The following is a 19,155-nucleotide window of genomic DNA, read 5'->3' as shown; positions in this document are numbered from 1 at the left end:
GACCGGGCCGCCCACCTTGTGCGCCGAGACGCTCAGCGCGGTGAGCCCCACCCCGGGGGCGGCGTCGCCACGGAGCCCGGAGAACGAGAACGGCACATGCCCGAGGGCGGCCACGGCATCCAGGTGCAGCGGCACCCCGGCCTCGGCGGATGCGGCGGCAAGACCCGCGACATCGTTGAGGGTTCCGACCTCGTTGTTCGCGATCATGGCGGTCGCGACCGCGGCATCCGGCAGCGCCACGGTGAAACGGGCGACGGGGATGGCGCCGCGGGAGTCGAGTCCGACGTGCAGCAGGTGCGCTTCTCGGTTCTTCCACAGCCACTGCGCGGCATCCATGGTGGCGTGATGCTCGCCGTCCGGCAGCACGAAACTGCGGCGTTCCGGCTGCCGCGCCTCCCACATGCCCTTCAGCGCCAGGTTGATGGACTCGGTACCGCCGGAGGTGAAGACGACCTCGATCGGGTCGCAGCCGAGCACCGCGGCGACGCGTTCCCGCGCGTCCTCGAGCACGCGGCGCGCGTCCTGCCCGCCGCCGTGGATGGACGAGGCGTTGCCGACCACGTCGGATGCGGCGAGCCAGGCTTCACGCGCCTCCGGGCGCAGCGGACTGGTGGCTGCATGGTCGAGGTACACGGTCACCGGTCCACTCTGTCACGGCAGCCGAGCGGATGGGTCGCGGCACCGAGCACCGCGACCGGTGGGCGGGCTACTCCGCCGCGCCGCGCGCGTTGTAGACGAGCGAGTCGCTGTCACCGTAGGCGCGGTAGACGGCGACCGCCTCATCGTGGCGGACCCCGATCGTCACGCGGATACCGCGGGCCTCGAACTGCGCGGCCCAGTCGTCCACGACCGGACCCTCGTCGAACCCGGTGAGTTCCTCCAGCAGTGGCCCCTCGCCCGCGACGACCATCGAGCGAACCCCGCTCCACATGGTGGCGCCGTAGCACATGACGCACGGGCGCCAGTTGACGACCAGCTGCAGGTCGGCGCCCTCGGCACCGAGGTCCCAGCGGCCGAGCGCGGTCTGGGCGAGGCTCAGCGTCGTCACCTCGGCGTGCATCGAGGTGAGCCCGGAGGCGAGCACCACGTTGACCCCGGCGGAGACGAGCTCACCGGTCGCCGCATCCACCACGATCGCCGCGAACGGCCCGCCGCTGCCCTCGCGCCAGTTGCGGTCGGCGAGCGCGTTGACGAGGTCCATCCGGTCTTCGAGCGTCGGCAGCACGGTCGGCAGGGTGTCGAGCTCGGCGGTGAGCCAGGCGGGCAGGGTGGCGGTGAATCCGGTGGCGAGAGACATGCGCAGCATCCTTGCGGACGCACGTGTCGGGCCTGTTACGCGGGTCCCGCCGCGACCGGCTCAGGCGAGCAGCGGCGCGAGGCGCTCGGCGACCGGTCGGAGCAGGTCCAGCACCGCCTGCGGCTCCTCGACGCGATGCCGCGGGCCCGCGAAGGCGACCCCGGCGGCCAGCTCCCCGGTGCTGTCACGGACCGGGACCGCGAGGCAGGCGAGCCCCGGAACGATCTCGCCGATCTGTCGGGTGGCGCCGAGACGGCGGAGGTCGGATGCGGCGGCCAGCGACACCGGGTCGGTGCGGCCGAGGTCGGCGAGCAGCAGCCGACCCAGCGCGTAGCGCGCAGGCTCACGCACCAGACGGAGGTCGTCGCTGAGGGGGAAGTCGGGATCGGCGTCGGCCACCGTGAGCCGTCCGCCGCCGTACCGCACGACGTGCACGCCGCCGCGGAGCTGGTCGCGGGCCTGCGAGAGCACGGCCCGCGCAGCCGCGGGCAGCCGCACCGGGGTTGCCGCCGAGGCGAGCTGGGCCACCTTGGCGCCGAGGGCGAACCCGGAGAGGTCGGGGGTGCGCACCAGGTATTCGTCCTGCACGAGCAGGTTCAGCAACCGGTACGTTGTGGCGCGCGGCAGCCCCAGTGCCTCGGATACTTCCCGCGCACTCACCCCGGCGCCGAGCGTCGCGACGGCCTCGAGCACCGTCAGCGCGCTGTGGATCGCCCGCGGCTGCCGCGCCGTGAGCGTCGGCACCGGTGTCGCGAACGCCGCGGGGTCGGTCATGGCGACTCCTGGCGGGCGACCCCGCCCAGAACCTGGGACGCGATCGGCTCGTCGTAGGCGCCGACGGTCAGGACCGATGTGCTGAAGCTCTGCGACAGCTCCGGCCGCCCCTCGACGACCGTCTCCCACTGTCCCCGGTTCGACCGGGTGACGACCTCGTGCGTGCTCATTGCGGCCCCTTCCTCGTCGGCGCGTGCGCTCCCAGCAGACGACCTCGCCGGAGGTTCGTCAACCCCTTGGGCGGGGCGGGTGGACGGGTGTGCAGTCGTTCTATGAGCACCGCAGATCCGCACCCCGCCCCCACCGACCCGACGCTGCCGCCGCTGAACGATCCCGTCCCGGAGGACGACGAAGAGGACGCGGCGGGCTGACGCTCACCGGTCGCGGTCGCGGTCGCGGTCGAGCCACTCCCGCAGGCGCGCCAGCGGCCACGTCGTGACGATCCGGTCGGCCGGCACGCCGGCCGCCTCCGCCCGTGCCGCGCCGTGGTCGAGCAGCGACAGCTGGCCGGGTGCGTGCGCGTCGCTGTCGATCGAGAACAGGCACCCCGCCTCGAGGGCGATCGCGATGAGGTCGTCGGGCGGGTCCTGCCGCTCCGGGCGCGAGTTGATCTCGACCGCCACGCCGCGCTCGGCGCAGGCCGCGAACACCGCCCCGGCGTCGAAATCCGACGCCGGACGCGTGCCACGGGAGCCTTCCACGAGCCTTCCGGTGCAGTGCCCGAGGACGTCGGTATGCGGATCGGTGACCGCACGCAGCATCCGCGCGGTCATCGGTCGGGCGTCCATGCGGAGCTTCGAGTGGACACTCGCGACGACGACGTCGACCTGCGCCAGCATCCGCTCCTCCTGATCGAGGGCGCCGTCCTCGAGGATGTCGACCTCGATTCCGCTGAGCAGGGTGAACCCGTCGCCGGAGAACCCGGGCACGAGCTCCAGCTGCGCGGTGAGACGTTCGACGCTGAGCCCGTTCGCGACCCGCAGCCGCGGCGAATGGTCGGTGAGGGCGAGGTACTCGTGTCCGAGGTCCCTCGCCGCGGCGACCATGTCGTCTATCGGGGTGAGCCCGTCCGACCAGTCGCTGTGCGCGTGCAGGTCTCCCCGCAGGGCAGGTCGCAGCGTGCTCTGCACGACCCCCATCCGTTCCCGCAGGTCGGCGAGGTACGCGGGCACTTCACCGGCGAGGGCCTGCTGGATCACGGTCAGCGTCGTCTCCCCGATGCCGGGGGTCCGTCGGAGGCGCTCCGGCTCGCGCAGCTGCGCCGGCGTCAGCGACTCGATGGCGTCGGCGGCGGCGCGGAACGCCTTCGACCGGTAGCGCGAGGCGCGCTCCCGTTCGAGTAGCGTCGCGATCTCGGTGAGGGCCGCCAGCGGATCCATCGCCCCAGTCTGCTGACATCCCTCCCGCAGCGCGAGAGACTGTCGGCATGTCTCCGGCCCGCGCGGTCACAGCCGTCCTCCTCGCGGGCCTCGGCGCGTCATCCCTGAGCGCGTGCGCGGGCTCCCCCACCGCCGGGATGTGTGTGGACTGGGTGTGGTTCGACACTCCCGCCGACGCCGCAGCCGACGCTGACGCGATCGTGCGCGGCGCGGTCACGGGGCGGGCGAGCTCGATGTCGCTCTACGGGCAGGAGGTCACGGTGTGGCAGGTGGAGGTCGCGGAGTGGCAGAAGGGCGAGGGCGATCCGCAGATCGACGTGGTCTCGGTACCGGCCACCTGCGAAAGCGGAGCGCCCTATCCCGACGGCGACCCGATGGCCGCGGATGGCGACGTGCTGCTGCTCCTGCGCGCGGACGGCCCGCGCTGGCAGACCCTCACCCCGTACCAGGGCGTGCTCCCTGCCACACCGGGCGGCGCACTGCCGACGGAGTGGCCGTGACGGGTCGCCCCTTCACCACCCCGTGCGCCCGAGACCCTCGGATGCGGACGCCGCCACGTGACAGGATGACTTCGTGACCGACCGCCTCATGCTCCTCGACAGTGCGTCGCTGTACTTCCGGGCGTTCTACGGTGTGCCCGAATCGATCACCGCACCCGACGGCACCCCGGTGAACGCGGTGCGCGGGATGCTGGACATCGTCGCGAAGCTCGTCACGACCTACCGCCCCACCCACGTCATCGCGTGCTGGGACGACGACTGGCGGCCGCAGTGGCGGGTCGACCTCATCCCCTCGTACAAGGCCCACCGGGTGGTGGAGATCCTCGCATCTGGCCCCGACGTGGAGGAGGTCCCCGACCCGCTGGAGGTGCAGGTGCCGCTCATCCGGCGCTCGCTGGAGCTGCTCGGCATCCCCGTGGTGGGCGTCGCGGAGCACGAGGCGGACGACGTGATCGGCACCTTCGCGACCGGCGCGGGGCTGCCCGTCGACATCGTCACGGGTGACCGGGACCTGTTCCAGCTCGTCGACGACGACGCAGAGGTGCGCGTGATCTACACGGCCCGCGGCATGAGCAAGCTCGAGATCGTCACCGATGAGGTCGTGGTCTCGAAGTACGGCGTGCTCGCCGCCCAGTACGCCGACTTCGCGGCGCTCCGCGGCGATCCCTCCGACGGACTCCCGGGGGTCCCGGGGATCGGCGAGAAGACGGCGGCGACGCTGCTCGCCTCGCACGGCGACCTCCCCGGCATCATCGCGGCCGCGGAGCGCGGCGAGGGGATGTCGGCGGGGATGCGGGCCAAGATCACCGGAGCCGCGGACTACCTGTCCGTCGCCCCGACGGTGGTCGCGGTCGTCCGTGATCTCGACGTCGAGCGGCCCGATGCGCGCCTCCGCCCGGTCGCCGACGAGTCCGCCGCGGCGGCGTTCGCGGACCAGTGGGGCATCGCCTCGGCGTTCGACCGCGCAGCGCTCGCGATCGCCGGGATCACCGGGTAGGCGTCGGCGCGGACACGTCAGGCGGCGAACGAGCGGGTGGTCTCCACCCAGTCCGCGAGCTTCGCCTCGGCCGCGCCGGAATCGATCGTGGCGGCGGCCGCATCCCTCGCTTCCGCCAGACGCTCCAGGATGGGCCGCTGGGCCTCGGTCGGATCCTGGAAGAGCCGGAACGCGACGAGACCTGCGGCCGTGTTCAGCAGCACGATGTCGCGCACCGGGCCGGGCTCGCCCGCGAGCACGCGGCGGACGACGCCCGCGTTGTGCTCGGGGTCGGCGCCGATGAGGTCGCCGATGTCGGCGAGCGGGATGTCGAGGTCGCGGGGGTCGATGTCGTGCTCGTGCACGTCGCCGAGCGACACCTCCCAGATGCGGCTGTGACCGGTCGTGGTGAGCTCGTCCAGCCCGTCGTCGCCGCGGAACACGAGCGCGGTGGCGCCGCGGGTGCGGAACACGCCGGTGATGAGCGGCACCCGGTCGAGCTGCGCCACGCCCACGGCGTTCGCTTCGGCCCGCGCGGGGTTGCACAGCGGCCCCAGGTAGTTGAACACCGTCGGGATGCCGAGCTCCGCGCGGGTCGCCCCGGCGTGCCGGAACCCGGGGTGGAAGGCGGACGCGAACGCGAACGTGATCCCGGTGCGCGCCAGAGTCTCGGCGACCGCATCGGGTGACAGGGTCAGGTCGATCCCGAGCGCACGCAGCACATCGGACGATCCCGAGGACGAACTCGCGGCCTTGTTGCCGTGCTTGACGACCGGGACCCCGGAGGCGGCCGCCACGATCGCCGACATGGACGAGATGTTCACGGTGCCGAACCGGTCGCCACCGGTGCCGACGATGTCGAGCACGTGCGAGTCGACGGGAAGCGGCAACGCGGCTTCCAGGATCGCGTCGCGGAAGCCGACGATCTCGTCCACCGTCTCACCCTTGGCACGCAGCGCGACGAGGAAGCCCGCCAGCTGAGACGGGGTCGCCTCCCCCGCCATGACCTGCCGCATGGCCCACGTCGATTCCGACACGCTGAGGTCGGCACCGCCGAGCAGAGCGGTCAGGATCGAAGGCCAGCTGTACAGGTCGGTCATACCCGCAATCCTAGTCAGGGCGCCGAACCCGGCCTCCCCCGGTCAGGCGCGGGAAACATGCGGCGGCGGAGCGCCGGCACGCCGGATGCTTAGGGGAACCTAAGCGGAAAGACGACCCGTCTTCGGCCCCTGGATGCAAGAACCACAGAGAACTATCAGCCATAATGAATGGGTGACGACCCCAGCGATGTATTCCCAAGCCCTGCGCACGGTCAAGCGACCTGACCCGGTCGCGGTCGGCACGATCGTTTGGCTCGGCAGCGAAGTCATGTTCTTCGCCGGCCTGTTCGCGATCTACTTCACCCTGCGCAGCACCTCACCGGAGCTGTGGGCCGAGGAGTCGTCGCTTCTGAACATCCCGTTCGCGACCGTCAACACGATCATCCTCGTGCTGTCGTCCGTGACGTGCCAGATGGGCGTGTTCGCCGCTGAGCGCTACCAGCCGTACCGCACCGGCAAGAGCCCCCTCAAGTGGGGCATGACCGGCTGGTTCTTCCTCACCTTCGCCCTGGGCGCGATCTTCGTGACCGGTCAGGTGTGGGAGTACGCCCAGCTGGTCGCCGAGGGCATGCCGATCTCGGCGAACTCGTACGCCTCGGCCTTCTACCTGACCACCGGCTTCCACGCCCTGCACGTCACCGGCGGACTCATCGCATTCCTGTTCGTGATCGGCCGCGCCTTCGCCGTCAAGAACTTCGGGCGCAAGGAAATGACCACCTCGATCGTCGTGTCGTACTACTGGCACTTCGTCGACGTGGTCTGGATCGCGCTGTTCCTCGTCATCTACTTCCTGAAATAAGACCGGAGCTTCCTCGATGGCACGTTTCACCAAGCGTCGGCAGTCCGGTCGTCGCAGCCCCCTCGCAGCCGCAGCCCTCATCGGCATCGGTCTGCTCATCACCGGCGGTGTCTACGCCGGCGCGTCCGCCGCGATGGCCGCCACCACCGAGAACGCCGAGTCCGCTTCGACGCTCACGGTCGAAGACGGTCAGAAGCTCTTCCAGGCGAACTGCGCCACCTGCCACGGTCTGAACCTGCAGGGTTCCGACAGCGGCCCGTCGCTCTACGGCGTCGGCGAGCTCGCGGTCCACTTCCAGGTCTCGACCGGCCGCATGCCCCTGCAGGCCCAGGGCCCGCAGGCCCCGCAGAAGCCGGTGCAGTTCACCGACGACCAGATCGAGGCGATCGCGTCGTACGTGCAGTCCGTGGCCCCCGGCCCTACCTTCCCCGACGAAGAGGTCCTCGACGGCCAGGGTGATGTGGCCGAAGGCGCCGAGCTGTTCCGCGTCAACTGCGCCATGTGCCACAACGTGGCCGGCGCCGGCGGCGCGCTGACCGAGGGCAAGTACGCCCCCAACCTGCACACCACTAGCGCGCTGAACATGTACGCCGCCATGGTCACGGGCCCGCAGAACATGCCCGTCTTCAACGACATGAACCTCACCCCCGAGGACAAGCGCGACGTCATCTCCGCACTGCTGTGGATGCAGGACAACGAGTCGCCCGGCGGATACGCCCTGGGTTCGCTGGGTCCCGTCGCGGAGGGCCTTTTCATCTGGATCTTCGGTATCGGCGCGCTTATCGCGATCACGGTGTGGATCACCGCGAAGTCGAACTGACGAACTTTTCACGGACATACGGAACGTACGAGGAGCACCATGGCACACGATGTCGACCCGCTCGAGCATGAGAGGGCTTCCTGGAAGCCGTCGAGCGGTCTTGCCGTGGAGGTGTCTGACCCGGCGGTAAACCCCGGTCTGCCCCCGCACCGGGCACGCATCACCGACAAGGACCCCGCGGCGATGACCCGCGCCGTCCGCACGGTTTACACGCTGTTCTACCTGTCGGTGGCAGCATCCGTCTGGGCGGTCGTCGCCTACATGATCTTCCCGCTGGACGGGACGCTCGTAGCCATCCGGAACAACACCCTGTTCGTCGGTCTCGGCATTGCGTTCGCGCTGCTGGCGATCGGTATCGGTGCGATCCACTGGTCCAAGGCGGTGATGTCCGACAAGGAGTTCATCGAGCCCCGCCACGCCACCCGCGGTCGTGACACGACCCGCGAGGGCGCTGTCGCGGTGTTCGAGGTCGCCAACGAGGAGTCCGGTTTCGGTCGTCGCGCGATGATCCGCAACTCGCTGATCGCCGCCGTCATCGCCTCGGTCGTCCCCGGCGTCGTACTGTTCCGCGGCCTCGCGCCCGAGACCGGCAACCCGGTGGAGCTGCTCAGCCACACCATGTGGAAGAAGGGGATGCGGCTCGCCCACGACCCCAGCGGCCGGCCGATCAAGGCCTCCGAAGTCACCCTCGGGTCCGCGTTCCACGTCATCCCGGAGGAGCTCGCCGAGCTCTCCCACGGTGAGGGCTACCTGAACGAGAAGGCCAAGGCGATCGTTCTGCTCATGCGTCTGCCCGAGGACGAGCTCATCGAGGCAGAAGACAAGAAGGACTGGTCCTACGACGGGATCGTGGCCTACTCGAAGGTCTGCACGCACGTCGGGTGCCCGGTTGCTCTGTACGAGCAGCTCACGCACCACCTGCTGTGCCCCTGCCACCAGTCGCAGTTCGATGTCTCCGACGGCGCCAAGGTCATCTTCGGCCCGGCTGCTCGTCCGCTGCCGCAGCTGCCCATCACCGTCGACAGCGAGGGCTACCTGGTCGCCCAGAGCGACTTCACCGAACCCGTCGGCCCGAGCTTCTGGGAGCGCCATTGAGCACCGCAACCCACCCCACGGAGAACGTGACCGCCGAACCGGCGCTCCCGGTCACCACCGCGAACCGCGAGAAGCCGCTCGGCGGACGCTTCGTCGGAGCGGCCTCGAACTACATCGATGAGCGCACCAGCATCTCCGGGCTCGTCAAGGAACTCGGCCGCAAGATCTTCCCGGACCACTGGTCCTTCATGCTCGGTGAGATCGCGCTGTGGAGCTTCGTCGTCATCCTGCTCTCGGGCACGTTCCTGACGTTCTTCTTCCAGGCCTCGATGGTCGAGACGCACTACGACGGCTCCTACCCGCTGCTGCGCGGTGTCGCCATGTCCGCGGCGCTCGACTCGTCCCTGCACATCTCGTTCGACCTCCGCGGCGGACTCCTGGTGCGCCAGATCCATCACTGGGCGGCGCTCGTGTTCGTCGCCGGTATCGGTGTGCACATGCTGCGCATCTTCTTCACCGGCGCGTTCCGCAAGCCGCGTGAGCTGAACTGGGTCATCGGCTTCGTGCTGTTCATCCTCGCGATGGCCGAGGGCTTCACCGGCTACTCCCTGCCGGACGACCTCCTCTCGGGCAACGGCCTGCGCATCATCGACGGCATGGTCAAGGGCATCCCGCTGATCGGCACCTGGACCTCGTTCCTGCTGTTCGGCGGCGAATTCCCGGGTGACGCGATCGTGGGACGCCTGTACACGCTGCACATCCTGCTGCTGCCGGCGATCCTCGTCGCGCTGCTGGCACTGCACCTCGTGCTCATGATCATTAACAAGCACACGCAGTTCGCCGGGCCCGCCCGCACGAACAGCAATGTCGTGGGTTACCCGATGGTGCCGGTGTACATGTCGAAGATGGGTGGGTTCTTCTTCCTCACCTTCGGTGTCATCGTGCTGATCGCCTCGCTGTTCACGATCAACCCGATCTGGAGCTACGGCCCGTACGACCCCTCCCCGGTGTCCGCCGGCACTCAGCCCGACTGGTACATCGGCTTCGCCGACGGGGCACTGCGCCTCGCACCCTCGAACTGGGACGTCGTCTGGCTCGATCACACCTGGTCGTTCGGCATCCTCGTGCCCCTCGGGATCGTGGGATTGTTCATCGTGGCCGTCCTGATCTACCCCTTCATCGAGGCGTGGATCACCGGCGACAAGCGCGAGCACCACATCGCCCAGCGCCCCCGCAACGCGGCCACCCGCACGGCGATCGGCGCGGCCGGTGTCACCTTCTACGCGGTCCTGTGGGCGGCGGCGTCCTCGGACATCATCGCCACGCACTTCATGCTGTCGATGGAAGGGGTCATCCACTTCCTGCAGTTCAGCCTGTTCATCGCGCCGATCATCGCGTACTTCGTCACGAAGCGGATCTGCATCGCACTGCAGAAGAAGGACCGTGAGATCGTGCTGCACGGCTACGAGTCGGGACGCATCGTGCGCCTCCCCGGTGGCGAGTACATCGAGGTGCACCAGCCGGTCGACGAGTACGACCGCTGGAAGCTCGTCGACAACGAGACCGCGGCTCCCCTGGTGGTGCGTCCCAACGCCAAGGGCAACATCCCGTGGCACGAGAACTTCCGCTCGGCACTGTCGCGCTGGTTCTTCGAGGACCGCCTCACCCCGCTCACGCAGGCGGAGCTCGCGGCCGCGGACGCTCACCAGCACCACGAGCTGACGCACATGGACGAAGCCGAGGCCGCCGAGATCGAAGGCGCCGACCAGCGTGCGATCGAGGACGGCAAGCCGCTCAACGCCATCGGCGAGAAGGCCAGCGCCGAGTTCGATTCCCCCGAGCGTCTGAACGAGATCAACGATCCCCACGAGGGCGACGCTCCCCGGAGCTGATCCCCTCTCAGGGCACACCGCGGGCGGTCCGGTCATCCGGGCCGCCCGCGGTTTTTGGTGTTCGCCGAATGTTGATGGCTGTAACAATCCCGGAACAGGCGGCAGCTAGCGTGAGGCCGTGCGTTTCATCATCATCGGAGCAGGTATCGGCGGAACCAGTGCGGGCATCGCACTGCAGCGGTTGGGGCATGAGGTCGTGATCTACGACCAGATCAGGGAGAACAAGCCGGTGGGCGCCGCGCTGTCGCTCTGGCCGAACGGCGTCAAGGTCCTCAACTGGCTGGGCCTGCACGACGACATGGTCGCCCTCGGCGGCATCATGGACACGATGGCCTATTACGACGGCCACACGGGCGAGACGATGTGCCGCTTCAGCCTGGACCCGGTCACGACGCAGACGGGCCAGCGCCCCTACCCGGTTGCCCGCGCGGACCTGCAGGGTCTGCTCATGGAGCGCTTCGGCATGGCGCACATCCGGCTCGGGATGCGGATGGTGGGTGTCTCGCAGACCCCGGACGATGTCACGGTGACGTTCGAGAACGGTGAGACGGCCACCGGCGACGTGCTGATCGGTGCCGATGGCGCCCGGTCGCTCGTGCGGGAGCACGTGCTCGGCGAACAGATCGAGCGGGTCTACTCCGGCTACACGAACTTCAACGGCCTCGTCCCGGTCGATGAGGCCGTGGGTCCCGCGGATCAGTGGACCACCTACGTCGCCGAAGGCAAGCGGGTCTCGGTCATGCCCGTCGCCGGGGACCGGTTCTACTTCTTCTTCGACATCCCGCAGCCGGCAGGAGTCCCCTACGACCGTTCGGAGGGCACGGCTCCCCTGCGAGCCGCCTTCGGCGGCTGGGCGGACGGCGTGCAGCGTCTCATCGACGCCATCGACCCGGCGACCTCGCTCAACCGCGTGGAGATCTGGGACATCGATCCGATCCACACGTGGGTGCGCGGTCGCGTCGCCCTGCTCGGCGACTCGGCTCACAACACGGCGCCCGACATCGGGCAGGGTGCCTGCTCGGCGCTGGAGGACAGCTTCGTGCTCGGCCTTGTGTTCGCCCTCAACACCCTGGGCCCGCAGGATGCACTGGCGCGCTACCAGCAGGTCCGCACCGAGCGCGCGGGCGATCTCGTCCTCCGTGCGCGTAAGCGAGGCTGGGAGACGCACGGTTTCGACCCCGAGGTCACCGAGCGCTGGTACGAGGGGCTGCGCGCCGAGACCGGGGAGAACGTCATCCGGGGCATCGTCGGCAACATCGTGGAGAGCCCGGTCAACCTCGGCGGGGGCCTGCTCAGCTGAGGCGGCCGTTTTGCGTGCATCCGTGTCCGTCCGGCGCCTCGTGCCCGGGCGGACACGGCCATATCGTGGCACCATGCCCGATACCGCCGACTACTTCGCCGCCAAGCTCGCCCACGAGACAGACCCCTCCGACGTCTACGCCGCCCAGCGGGCCGGTGAGCCTTTCGTCCTCGTCGACGTCCGCGGAGCCGACGCGTGGGCGCAGGGACGCATCCCCGGCGCGATCCATCTGCCGTATCGCGAGATCGCCGACCGCGCCCCGACGGAACTCGACCGCACCGTCCCGGTCGTCGTGTACTGCTGGAGTCCGGGCTGCAACGCCGGCGCAAAGGGCGCACGCGAGTTCGCCGCGCTCGGCTATCAGGTGCGGGAGATGATCGGCGGCTACGAGTACTGGGCCCGCGAGGGGCAGCCGGTCGAGAACGACGGCGGACCGCTCCCCCGCGTCTTCGACCCGCTCGTCATGGTCGTGCGCTGAGGTTCACGGTCAGGATGCGGTGAGATCCAGGTCTTCCTGGAACAGCTCGCGCGCCGAGCCGTGGAACTGCGGCGGGGCCGCCGCATCCGCCGCACCCTCGGCGACGTCGCAGACGACGGCAGTCACGTTATCGCGGGATCCGAAGGCCAGCGCCTGCGCCACGAGCGCCTCAGCCGCTTCCTCGGGCGTCCGGTGGCTCAGGAGAGCCATGCCGATCTCCTCGTCGTCCAGGTAGTCGCTGACGCCGTCGCTGCACAGCATCCAGCGGTCGCCCACCAGCGTCTCGCACGATGCGACGGTGACGGTGTCCGCCTCTCCGCCCCGGAGCGACGCGGTGATGATGTTGCGCCGCGGGTGACTTGCTGCCGCCTGCGCGGACAGCAGGCCGCGGTCGACGAGCGCCTGCACATACGAGTCGTCCCGCGTCTGTCGCTCGAGCTGCGCATGACGCAGGCGGTAAGCGCGAGAGTCACCGATGTGGGCGAGGAGCAGGTCGCCGCCGGTGGTGACGACGAGTCCCGTGAAGGTCGTGGCCATCCCCTGCAGCTCCGGGTTCCGGCGGACCTGGGCGCTCAGGTCCCAGTTCGCCAGGCGCACCCGCACCGCGAGGTCCTCACCGTCGGTGATTCGCATCCCGCCGGCGACGAGCCGGTGGACGAGGGTCGCCGAGGCCAGATCGCCCGACGGCCCCCCACCGACGCCGTCGGCGACCGCCGCACCCCAGGGTGCGGTGAACGCCGCGTCCTGATTGGTGGAACGGAAGTTCCCCGTCTCAGACGCTGCAGTGGTGAGGAGCCGAAGTGCCAATCGACCTCAGCGGGCGAAGTTGCCGCGGTAGTACTCGAAAACCCACCCGACGATGGCGACGGCGAAGATGCCGAGGCCGATCGGGATCATCCAGCTGCCGACGGCGAGGCCGATGGCACCGAACGCGACCGAGCCGGCGAGCACCAGCGGCCACCAGGACCACGGGCTGAACTCGCCCATCTCCGGGTCACCATCGTCGATGTCGGCCGTCAGACTGTCCTCGGGCAGGACGCCGCCGGTGGCCTTGGAGACGCGGGAGATGTAGAAACCGATCATCGCCGACATGAAGCCACCGAACAGCAGCGCGACGGAACCGGTCCAGTCGATCGCGTTGTACCAGTCCAGCTCGGGGTTGGCCAGGATGTTCCAGCCCACGTAGACGACGTCGATGAAGATGAAGAAGATGAGCAGGAGCCACCAGAGGCCGATGTTGCTACGCATGGATTACTTCACCTTTCCATCGGCCACGTCGGCGACCGGGGCGTCGGGCGCGTCCTTCACCGGACCCACACCGACCGGGATCGCCGCCTCGGGGTGATTCAGATCGAACGCGGGCCGCTCGCTGCGGATACGCGGGATCGACGTGAAGTTGTGGCGCGGCGGCGGGCAGCTGGTCGCCCACTCGAGCGATCCGCCGTAGCCCCACGGGTCGTTGACCGTGACCTTGGGTGCCTTCCGCGCGGTGATCCACACGTTGAACAGGAACGGGATCATCGAGACGGCGAGGATCATCGAGCCGATCGTCGACACCTGGTTCTCCCAGGTCCAGCCGTCGGCCTCGGAGTAGTCGGCGTAACGACGCACCATGCCGTCGACACCGAGCCAGTGCTGGACGAGGAACGTCATGTGGAAGCCCACGAACAGCAGCCAGAAGTGCACGTAGCCGAGCCGCTCGTTGAGCATCTTGCCGGTCCACTTGGGCCACCAGAAGTAGAAGCCCGCGAACATCGCGAACACGACGGTGCCGAAGACGACGTAGTGGAAGTGTGCGACCACGAAGTACGAGTCCGACAGTGCGAAGTCGAGCGCCGGCGAGGCGAGGATCACCCCGGTGAGACCACCGAAGACGAACGTGACCAGGAAGCCGAGCGAGAACACGATGGGCGTCTCGAACGTGACCGAGCCTCGGAACATGGTGCCGATCCAGTTGAAGATCTTCACCCCGGTCGGGACCGCGATCAGCATCGTCATGAAGGCGAAGAACGGCAGCAGCACACCGCCGGTGACGTACATGTGGTGCGCCCAGACCGACACCGAGAGCACCGCGATGGCGATGGTCGCGTAGACGAGGGTCTTGTATCCGAAGATCGGCTTACGGCTGAACACCGGGAAGATCTCGGAGACGATGCCGAAGAACGGCAGCGCGATGATGTACACCTCCGGGTGCCCGAAGAACCAGAACAGGTGCTGCCAGAGGAGCACGCCGCCGTTCTGCGGGTCGTAGATGTGGGCGCCGAGCACGCGGTCGGCTGCGGCGGCGAGGATGGCCGCGGCGAGCACCGGGAACGCGATGAGGATCAGGATGCTGGTGATCAGCGTGTTCCACGAGAAGATCGGCATCCGCCACATGGTCATGCCGGGGGCGCGCATCGTGATGATCGTGGTGATGAAGTTCACCGCACCGAAGATCGTGCCGAAACCGCTGATGCCGAGGCCCAGCATCCAGAGGTTTCCTCCGACGCCTGGCGTGAAGGTCGAACTCGCGAGCGGCTGATACGCGAACCAGCCGAAGGATGCAGCACCCGACGGGGTGAGGAAGCCTGCGACCGCGATGATCGAGCCGAACAGGAACAGCCAGAAGGCGAAGGCGTTCAGACGCGGGAACGCGACGTCAGGGGCACCCAGCTGCAGCGGCAGGATCGCGTTCGCGAAACCCGCGAACAGCGGCGTCGCGAACATCAGCAGCATGATCGTGCCGTGCATCGTGAACAGCTGGTTGTACTGCTCCTTCGTCGGCACGATCTGCATGCCGGGCTCGAACAGCTCGGCGCGGATGATCAGTGCCATCACGCCGCCCAGCAGGAAGAACAGGAAGGACGCGATCAGGTACATGTAGCCGATCGTCTTGTGGTCGGTCGACGTGACCCACTTGACGATGATGTTGCCCTTCTCCTCGACACGCGAGGAAGTGAGCAGGGCCGCCTGGCGCGGCGGGAGCGTCGTCGGAGCGCCCGATTCCTGAAGCGGAAGCGTCGTCGCCATAATTACTCGTCTCCCTCGGAGGATGCGCCCGTTCCCGGCAGGTTGTCGAGCCGGTCGTAGGCCTCTTGGATGTTACCCGTCTGCCCCTTGTCGCGGAGCGTGTCGAGGTAGGCCTCGTACTCGTCCTCGCTGACGACCTTCACGTTGAAGAGCATCATCGAGTGGTACTCGCCACACAGCTCGGCGCACTTTCCGGCGTAGGTGCCCTCACGGGTCGGCGTGAAGGACCATTCGTTGTCCTTGCCGATGTAGAGGTCCTTCTTGTACAGGAAGTCGATGATCCAGAAGGAGTGGATGACATCGCGCGAGGAGAGTTCGATCTTGACCGTCTTGTCGACGGGCAGGTACAGGGTGGGCAGCGCGTCCTGGTCGACGTTGCCCGCCGCATCCGGCTGAGCCTGGACACCCATGCTCCACACCGTGTCGGAGTCGTCTTCTTCGTCGCCGTTGTACGCGAAGTCCCACGCCCACTGCTTGCCGATCGCGGAGATCGACACGTCGGGGTCGTCGTACTGCGTCTCGAGGATCGTCTGGTCGCGGGCGGTGAAGGCGAAAAAACCCACCACGAGGATCAGCGGCACGATCGTGTAGAAGATCTCGATCGGCATGTTGTAGCGCAACTGCACCGGGAGGCCGGTCTGGCCCTTGCGCCGGCGGTACATGACCATCGCCCAGAGCATCAGGCCCCAGGTGATGACGCCCACCACGAGCAGCACGATCCAGGAGTTGACCCAGAGGCCAGCCACCATGTCGGTGTGATTGGTCGCGGGCTTGCCGGACTCCTCGAAGCCGGGCAGGAAGCCATGCAGCTGAGAGGGGGTGCAGCCGGCGAGGAGGACCGCCGTCGCTGCCCCGAGGGGGAGGACGGCCCAACGCAGTCGACGTTTCGAAGGCACGGTGCACCTTTCCAGGGTCACGAATGAAGCTCCTTCAGTCTAGGGCAAGCTCACACCGGCTTCAGGCCATTCGTCCAGCCCCCGGCAACGCGTCGGCGCGGCCGATCCCCGAAATTCCGGGGTTCGACCGCGCCGAAAAGAGCTGCGCGCCCGCGTGTCAGTGGAAGCTGTCACCGCACGCGCAGGAGCCCTGCGCGTTGGGGTTGTCGATCGTGAAGCCCTGCTCCGAGATCGTGTCCTTGAAGTCGATCGAGGCACCGTCGAGGTACGGCACGCTCATGTCGTCGATGATGACCTCGACGCCGCCGAAATCGACGACCTTGTCACCGTCGAGGTAGCGCTCGTCGAAGTACAGCTGGTAGATCAGGCCGCTGCAGCCGCCGGGCTGCACAGCGACGCGCAGCCGCAGGTCTTCGCGACCTTCCTGGCCGAGCAGGCTCTTGACCTTCTCGGACGCGGCGTCCGTGAGCAGGACACCGTGCTCGCGGGTGCTCTGGTCGACAGTCAGGGTGGTGTCGGTCATGGCTCTCCTCCGGGACGGACCGCGTGGACGGTCGGATGCGTCGATTCTACGCTGCGACGACGGGTCACGGCCGGTGTCGGTCGAGTTTTTCGAGCAGCAGTGCCTCGCTGAGCACGGCGTGACGGAACGTGTCGAGGTGCAGCGACTCGTTCGGGCTGTGCGCACGGGTGTGCGGGTCCTCGACCCCGGTGACGAGGATCTGCGCACCGGGGAACGTGCGCACGAGGTCGGCGATGAACGGGATGGACCCGCCGACGCCGATGTCCACCGTGTCGTGGGCGTACCCCTCAGCGAGGCTTTCGCGGGCGATTCCCACCGCCCAGCCCTCGGTGTCGACGAGGAATCCGTCGCCGCAGTCGATGTCGGTGAACTCCAGCTGGGCGCCGAACGGGGCGTGCGCGCGCAGGTGCGCCTCGATGGCCTCGTACGCCTCGCGGGCGTCCTGCCCGGGCGCGACGCGGGCACTCACCACCACGGTGATCGCCGGTGAGAGCGTGTTGGATGCGGCGGCCACCGTAGGCGCGTCGATCCCGGTGACGGTGATCGAGGGCTTGTTCCAGATGCGCCCGAGGATCGACCCGGTGCCGATGGGGCTGACGCCTGCGGGCAGGCCCGCCTCATCGCGGAGGGTCTTCTCCGAGTACGGCGGGGTGTCCGCATCCCGTTCCGTCAGTCCTGCAACAGCGACCGCGCCGTCCTCGTCCCAGAGGGTCGCGAGCAGGCGGATGGTCGCCATCATGGCGTCGGGCACCGCGCCGCCGAACATGCCGGAGTGGGAGGCGTGGTCGAGGGTGCGCACGGTGAGGGTGAACCGGGCGTTGCCGCGCAGCGACACCGTGAGCGCCGGCGTCTCGAGGTCCAGGTTCCCGGAATCTGCCACGACGATGACGTCGCTGCGGAGCGCATCCGCGTTGTCGGAGAGGAATCGCGCGAAGGAGCGGGAGCCGTACTCTTCCTCCCCCTCGATGAACAGGGCGACGCCGAGGTCGAAGTCGTCGCCGAGTGCCTCGCGGGCGGCGCGGAGCGCAGCGATGTGCACCATGACGCCCGCCTTGTCGTCCGCGGCGCCGCGGCCGTACAGTCGGCCGCCGCGCACCGTCGGCTCGAACGGCGGGGAATCCCACAGCGCCTCGTCGCCGTCCGGCTGGACGTCGTGGTGGGCGTACAGCAGCACCGTGGGTGCGCCGTTCCGAGCGGGACGGCTGGCGAGCACCGCGGGTTGGCCGAGCTCGGCGGTGCCATCTGGGAGCGTGTCACCGGTCTCCGCGCGGATCACGTCGACGCGTTCGAAGACGCCGGTGCCCTCCGCGAGGGCCGCCACCGCCTCGGCACTGCGCTGCACCTGGGACTGGTCGAACGCCGGCCAGGCGATGGAGGGGATGCGCACGAGCGCACCCAGGTCGGAGAGGGCGGAGGGGATGCCGGCGGTCGCGGCCTCGTGGACCGCATCCTTCCGGGTGTTCTCGGATGTCATGCGGGTAATCTTAGGAGGCACCCCTTCCCGAAACCCGAGGACCCCGTGGCCAAGATCTCCGCCGAATCCGCCCCGCACGACGCCGACGACCAGGCGCCCCTCGGCAAGGGCCGGCCCACGCCGACGCGCGCCGAGCGCGAAGCCGCGCGCAAGCGTCCGCTCGTCGCCGACACCAAAGAGGCCAAAGCACGCGCCAAGGCGCAGATGGCCGAGCAGCGAGAGAAGGCGCGCGTCGGCATGGCCGCCGGCGATGACCGCTACCTCACCGCCCGTGACAAGGGCCCGCAGCGCCGCTTCGTGCGCGACTGGGTCGACTCGGGCTGGAACATCGCCGAGTTCGTGATGCCGGTCATGGTGGTCGTGCTGCTGCTCATGTTCATCAACGTCCCGCTGATCCAGGTGTACTCGTACGCCGTGCTGTGGGTGTTCGTGATTTTCACCGTCATCGACATGATCATCACGTCGGTCCGGGTCAAGCGCGCCGCCCGCCGCAGGTTCGGCGAGGACCGGATCGAGAAGGGCCTCGGCTGGTACGGCGCGATGCGCACCGTGCAGATGCGCTTCATGCGGCTGCCGAAGCCGCAGGCCAAGCGCGGCTCCCGCGCCAGCATCTGAACGCCCCTCCGCGGCACCTCTGACCGCGAGACTGCTTCTGGGCGCCGAGACAGCGGGGTTACCCCGCAGTTTCGGCGCCCAGAAGCAGTTTCGTCGTCAGCGCGGGGCGAGCGTGGGCAGTGCGGAGCGCGGGGCGGAGGCCTCAGCGGCGCGCGGATGCGGCGGCGGCCAGGCCGCGGTTGATTTGGCGCGCCCACAGCGGGCCGCGGTACAGGAACCCGGTGTAGCCCTGCACCAGGGTGGCACCCGCGTCCAGCCGTTCCTGCACGTCGGCGGCGTCTTTTGTTT

Annotated in this window: 21 protein-coding genes and 1 pseudogene; 9 read left to right on the top strand and 13 right to left on the bottom strand. The window is 68.7% G+C overall.

The window, feature by feature from the left end; translation table 11 throughout:
* The 5 genes from NT132_RS13610 to NT132_RS13590 all read right to left on the bottom strand — a co-directional run.
* A partial coding sequence (locus tag NT132_RS13610; protein ID WP_297789949.1) for an aminotransferase class V-fold PLP-dependent enzyme occupies positions 1 to 639 on the bottom strand: 639 nt, incomplete at its 3' end.
* 67 nt (positions 640 to 706) lie between these two features.
* On the bottom strand, positions 707 to 1,297 hold the full coding sequence (locus tag NT132_RS13605; protein WP_297789948.1) for a nucleoside deaminase: 591 nt from the start codon (positions 1,295 to 1,297) through the stop codon (positions 707 to 709).
* 60 nt (positions 1,298 to 1,357) lie between these two features.
* Positions 1,358 to 2,071, bottom strand: coding sequence for a helix-turn-helix domain-containing protein (locus tag NT132_RS13600; RefSeq protein ID WP_297789946.1), 714 nt, complete (start codon positions 2,069 to 2,071; stop codon positions 1,358 to 1,360).
* Complete coding sequence (locus tag NT132_RS13595; protein ID WP_297789944.1) at positions 2,068 to 2,241, bottom strand: hypothetical protein; 174 nt, start codon at positions 2,239 to 2,241, stop codon at positions 2,068 to 2,070. The genes NT132_RS13600 and NT132_RS13595 overlap by 4 nt, the downstream gene beginning before the upstream one ends.
* A gap of 204 nt (positions 2,242 to 2,445) precedes the next feature.
* Positions 2,446 to 3,450 (bottom strand): PHP domain-containing protein, encoded by a 1,005-nt coding sequence (locus NT132_RS13590; RefSeq protein ID WP_297789942.1) that lies wholly within the window; start codon positions 3,448 to 3,450, stop codon positions 2,446 to 2,448.
* A 47-nt stretch (positions 3,451 to 3,497) separates the two neighbouring features.
* On the opposite strand from NT132_RS13590, the gene NT132_RS13585 reads away from it, so the two are divergent.
* Positions 3,498 to 3,950, top strand: a complete 453-nt coding sequence (locus tag NT132_RS13585) for a hypothetical protein (RefSeq protein ID WP_297789940.1) — start codon at positions 3,498 to 3,500, stop codon at positions 3,948 to 3,950.
* 73 nt (positions 3,951 to 4,023) lie between these two features.
* Entirely contained in the window at positions 4,024 to 4,947 is a 924-nt protein-coding gene (locus NT132_RS13580; protein ID WP_297789938.1) for a 5'-3' exonuclease, read from the top strand.
* A 17-nt stretch (positions 4,948 to 4,964) separates the two neighbouring features.
* Here NT132_RS13580 and trpD read toward each other — a convergent pair whose 3' ends face one another.
* Positions 4,965 to 6,026 (bottom strand): anthranilate phosphoribosyltransferase, encoded by a 1,062-nt coding sequence (trpD, locus tag NT132_RS13575; RefSeq protein ID WP_297789937.1) that lies wholly within the window; start codon positions 6,024 to 6,026, stop codon positions 4,965 to 4,967.
* A 187-nt stretch (positions 6,027 to 6,213) separates the two neighbouring features.
* Here trpD and NT132_RS13570 point away from each other — a divergent pair, with 187 nt between their 5' ends.
* From NT132_RS13570 to NT132_RS13545, 6 genes are all read left to right on the top strand, one after another.
* Positions 6,214 to 6,825 carry a heme-copper oxidase subunit III gene (locus NT132_RS13570; RefSeq protein WP_297789956.1) on the top strand — a complete coding sequence of 204 codons (612 nt, stop codon included), beginning with the start codon at positions 6,214 to 6,216 and terminating at the stop codon, positions 6,823 to 6,825.
* A gap of 16 nt (positions 6,826 to 6,841) precedes the next feature.
* Complete coding sequence (locus NT132_RS13565; RefSeq protein WP_297789935.1) at positions 6,842 to 7,645, top strand: cytochrome c; 804 nt, start codon at positions 6,842 to 6,844, stop codon at positions 7,643 to 7,645.
* Between the two features lie 39 nt (positions 7,646 to 7,684).
* Positions 7,685 to 8,740, top strand: coding sequence for a ubiquinol-cytochrome c reductase iron-sulfur subunit (locus NT132_RS13560; RefSeq protein ID WP_297789933.1), 1,056 nt, complete (start codon positions 7,685 to 7,687; stop codon positions 8,738 to 8,740).
* 26 nt (positions 8,741 to 8,766) lie between these two features.
* Positions 8,767 to 10,572: a cytochrome bc complex cytochrome b subunit gene (locus NT132_RS13555; RefSeq protein WP_297789954.1), complete on the top strand. Its 1,806-nt coding sequence runs from the start codon at positions 8,767 to 8,769 to the stop codon at positions 10,570 to 10,572.
* A 118-nt stretch (positions 10,573 to 10,690) separates the two neighbouring features.
* On the top strand, positions 10,691 to 11,872 hold the full coding sequence (gene hpxO, locus NT132_RS13550) for an FAD-dependent urate hydroxylase HpxO (RefSeq protein WP_297789931.1): 1,182 nt from the start codon (positions 10,691 to 10,693) through the stop codon (positions 11,870 to 11,872).
* 73 nt (positions 11,873 to 11,945) lie between these two features.
* Positions 11,946 to 12,350: a rhodanese-like domain-containing protein gene (locus NT132_RS13545; protein ID WP_297789929.1), complete on the top strand. Its 405-nt coding sequence runs from the start codon at positions 11,946 to 11,948 to the stop codon at positions 12,348 to 12,350.
* A 9-nt stretch (positions 12,351 to 12,359) separates the two neighbouring features.
* On the opposite strand, the gene NT132_RS13540 is transcribed toward NT132_RS13545, so the two are convergent.
* The 6 genes from NT132_RS13540 to NT132_RS13515 all read right to left on the bottom strand — a co-directional run bounded on the left by NT132_RS13540 (position 12,360) and on the right by NT132_RS13515 (position 18,252).
* Entirely contained in the window at positions 12,360 to 13,157 is a 798-nt protein-coding gene (locus NT132_RS13540; protein WP_297789927.1) for a protein phosphatase 2C domain-containing protein, read from the bottom strand.
* Positions 13,158 to 13,163: 6 nt separating this feature from the next.
* Positions 13,164 to 13,598 (bottom strand): cytochrome c oxidase subunit 4, encoded by a 435-nt coding sequence (locus NT132_RS13535; protein ID WP_297789925.1) that lies wholly within the window; start codon positions 13,596 to 13,598, stop codon positions 13,164 to 13,166.
* 3 nt (positions 13,599 to 13,601) lie between these two features.
* On the bottom strand, positions 13,602 to 15,359 hold the full coding sequence (gene ctaD / locus NT132_RS13530; protein ID WP_297789923.1) for a cytochrome c oxidase subunit I: 1,758 nt from the start codon (positions 15,357 to 15,359) through the stop codon (positions 13,602 to 13,604).
* Between the two features lie 2 nt (positions 15,360 to 15,361).
* Positions 15,362 to 16,255, bottom strand: a complete 894-nt coding sequence (gene coxB, locus NT132_RS13525; RefSeq protein WP_297789921.1) for a cytochrome c oxidase subunit II — start codon at positions 16,253 to 16,255, stop codon at positions 15,362 to 15,364.
* A gap of 157 nt (positions 16,256 to 16,412) precedes the next feature.
* On the bottom strand, positions 16,413 to 16,778 hold the full coding sequence (locus tag NT132_RS13520) for an iron-sulfur cluster assembly accessory protein (RefSeq protein ID WP_297789919.1): 366 nt from the start codon (positions 16,776 to 16,778) through the stop codon (positions 16,413 to 16,415).
* A 64-nt stretch (positions 16,779 to 16,842) separates the two neighbouring features.
* Positions 16,843 to 18,252 carry a dipeptidase gene (locus NT132_RS13515; protein WP_297789917.1) on the bottom strand — a complete coding sequence of 470 codons (1,410 nt, stop codon included), beginning with the start codon at positions 18,250 to 18,252 and terminating at the stop codon, positions 16,843 to 16,845.
* A 54-nt stretch (positions 18,253 to 18,306) separates the two neighbouring features.
* Here NT132_RS13515 and NT132_RS13510 point away from each other — a divergent pair, with 54 nt between their 5' ends.
* Entirely contained in the window at positions 18,307 to 18,867 is a 561-nt protein-coding gene (locus NT132_RS13510) for a DUF3043 domain-containing protein (protein ID WP_297789952.1), read from the top strand.
* 142 nt (positions 18,868 to 19,009) lie between these two features.
* Here NT132_RS13510 and NT132_RS13505 read toward each other — a convergent pair.
* A pseudogene (locus NT132_RS13505) lies at positions 19,010 to 19,155 on the bottom strand (dihydroorotate dehydrogenase (quinone)); the annotation flags it as partial.

This window comes from Microbacterium sp., assembly GCF_026393345.1.
Taxonomy (GTDB): Bacteria; Actinomycetota; Actinomycetes; order Actinomycetales; family Microbacteriaceae; genus Microbacterium.
Note: the sequence above shows the minus strand (reverse complement) of the source record. Positions and strands in the feature narration are given on the sequence as shown.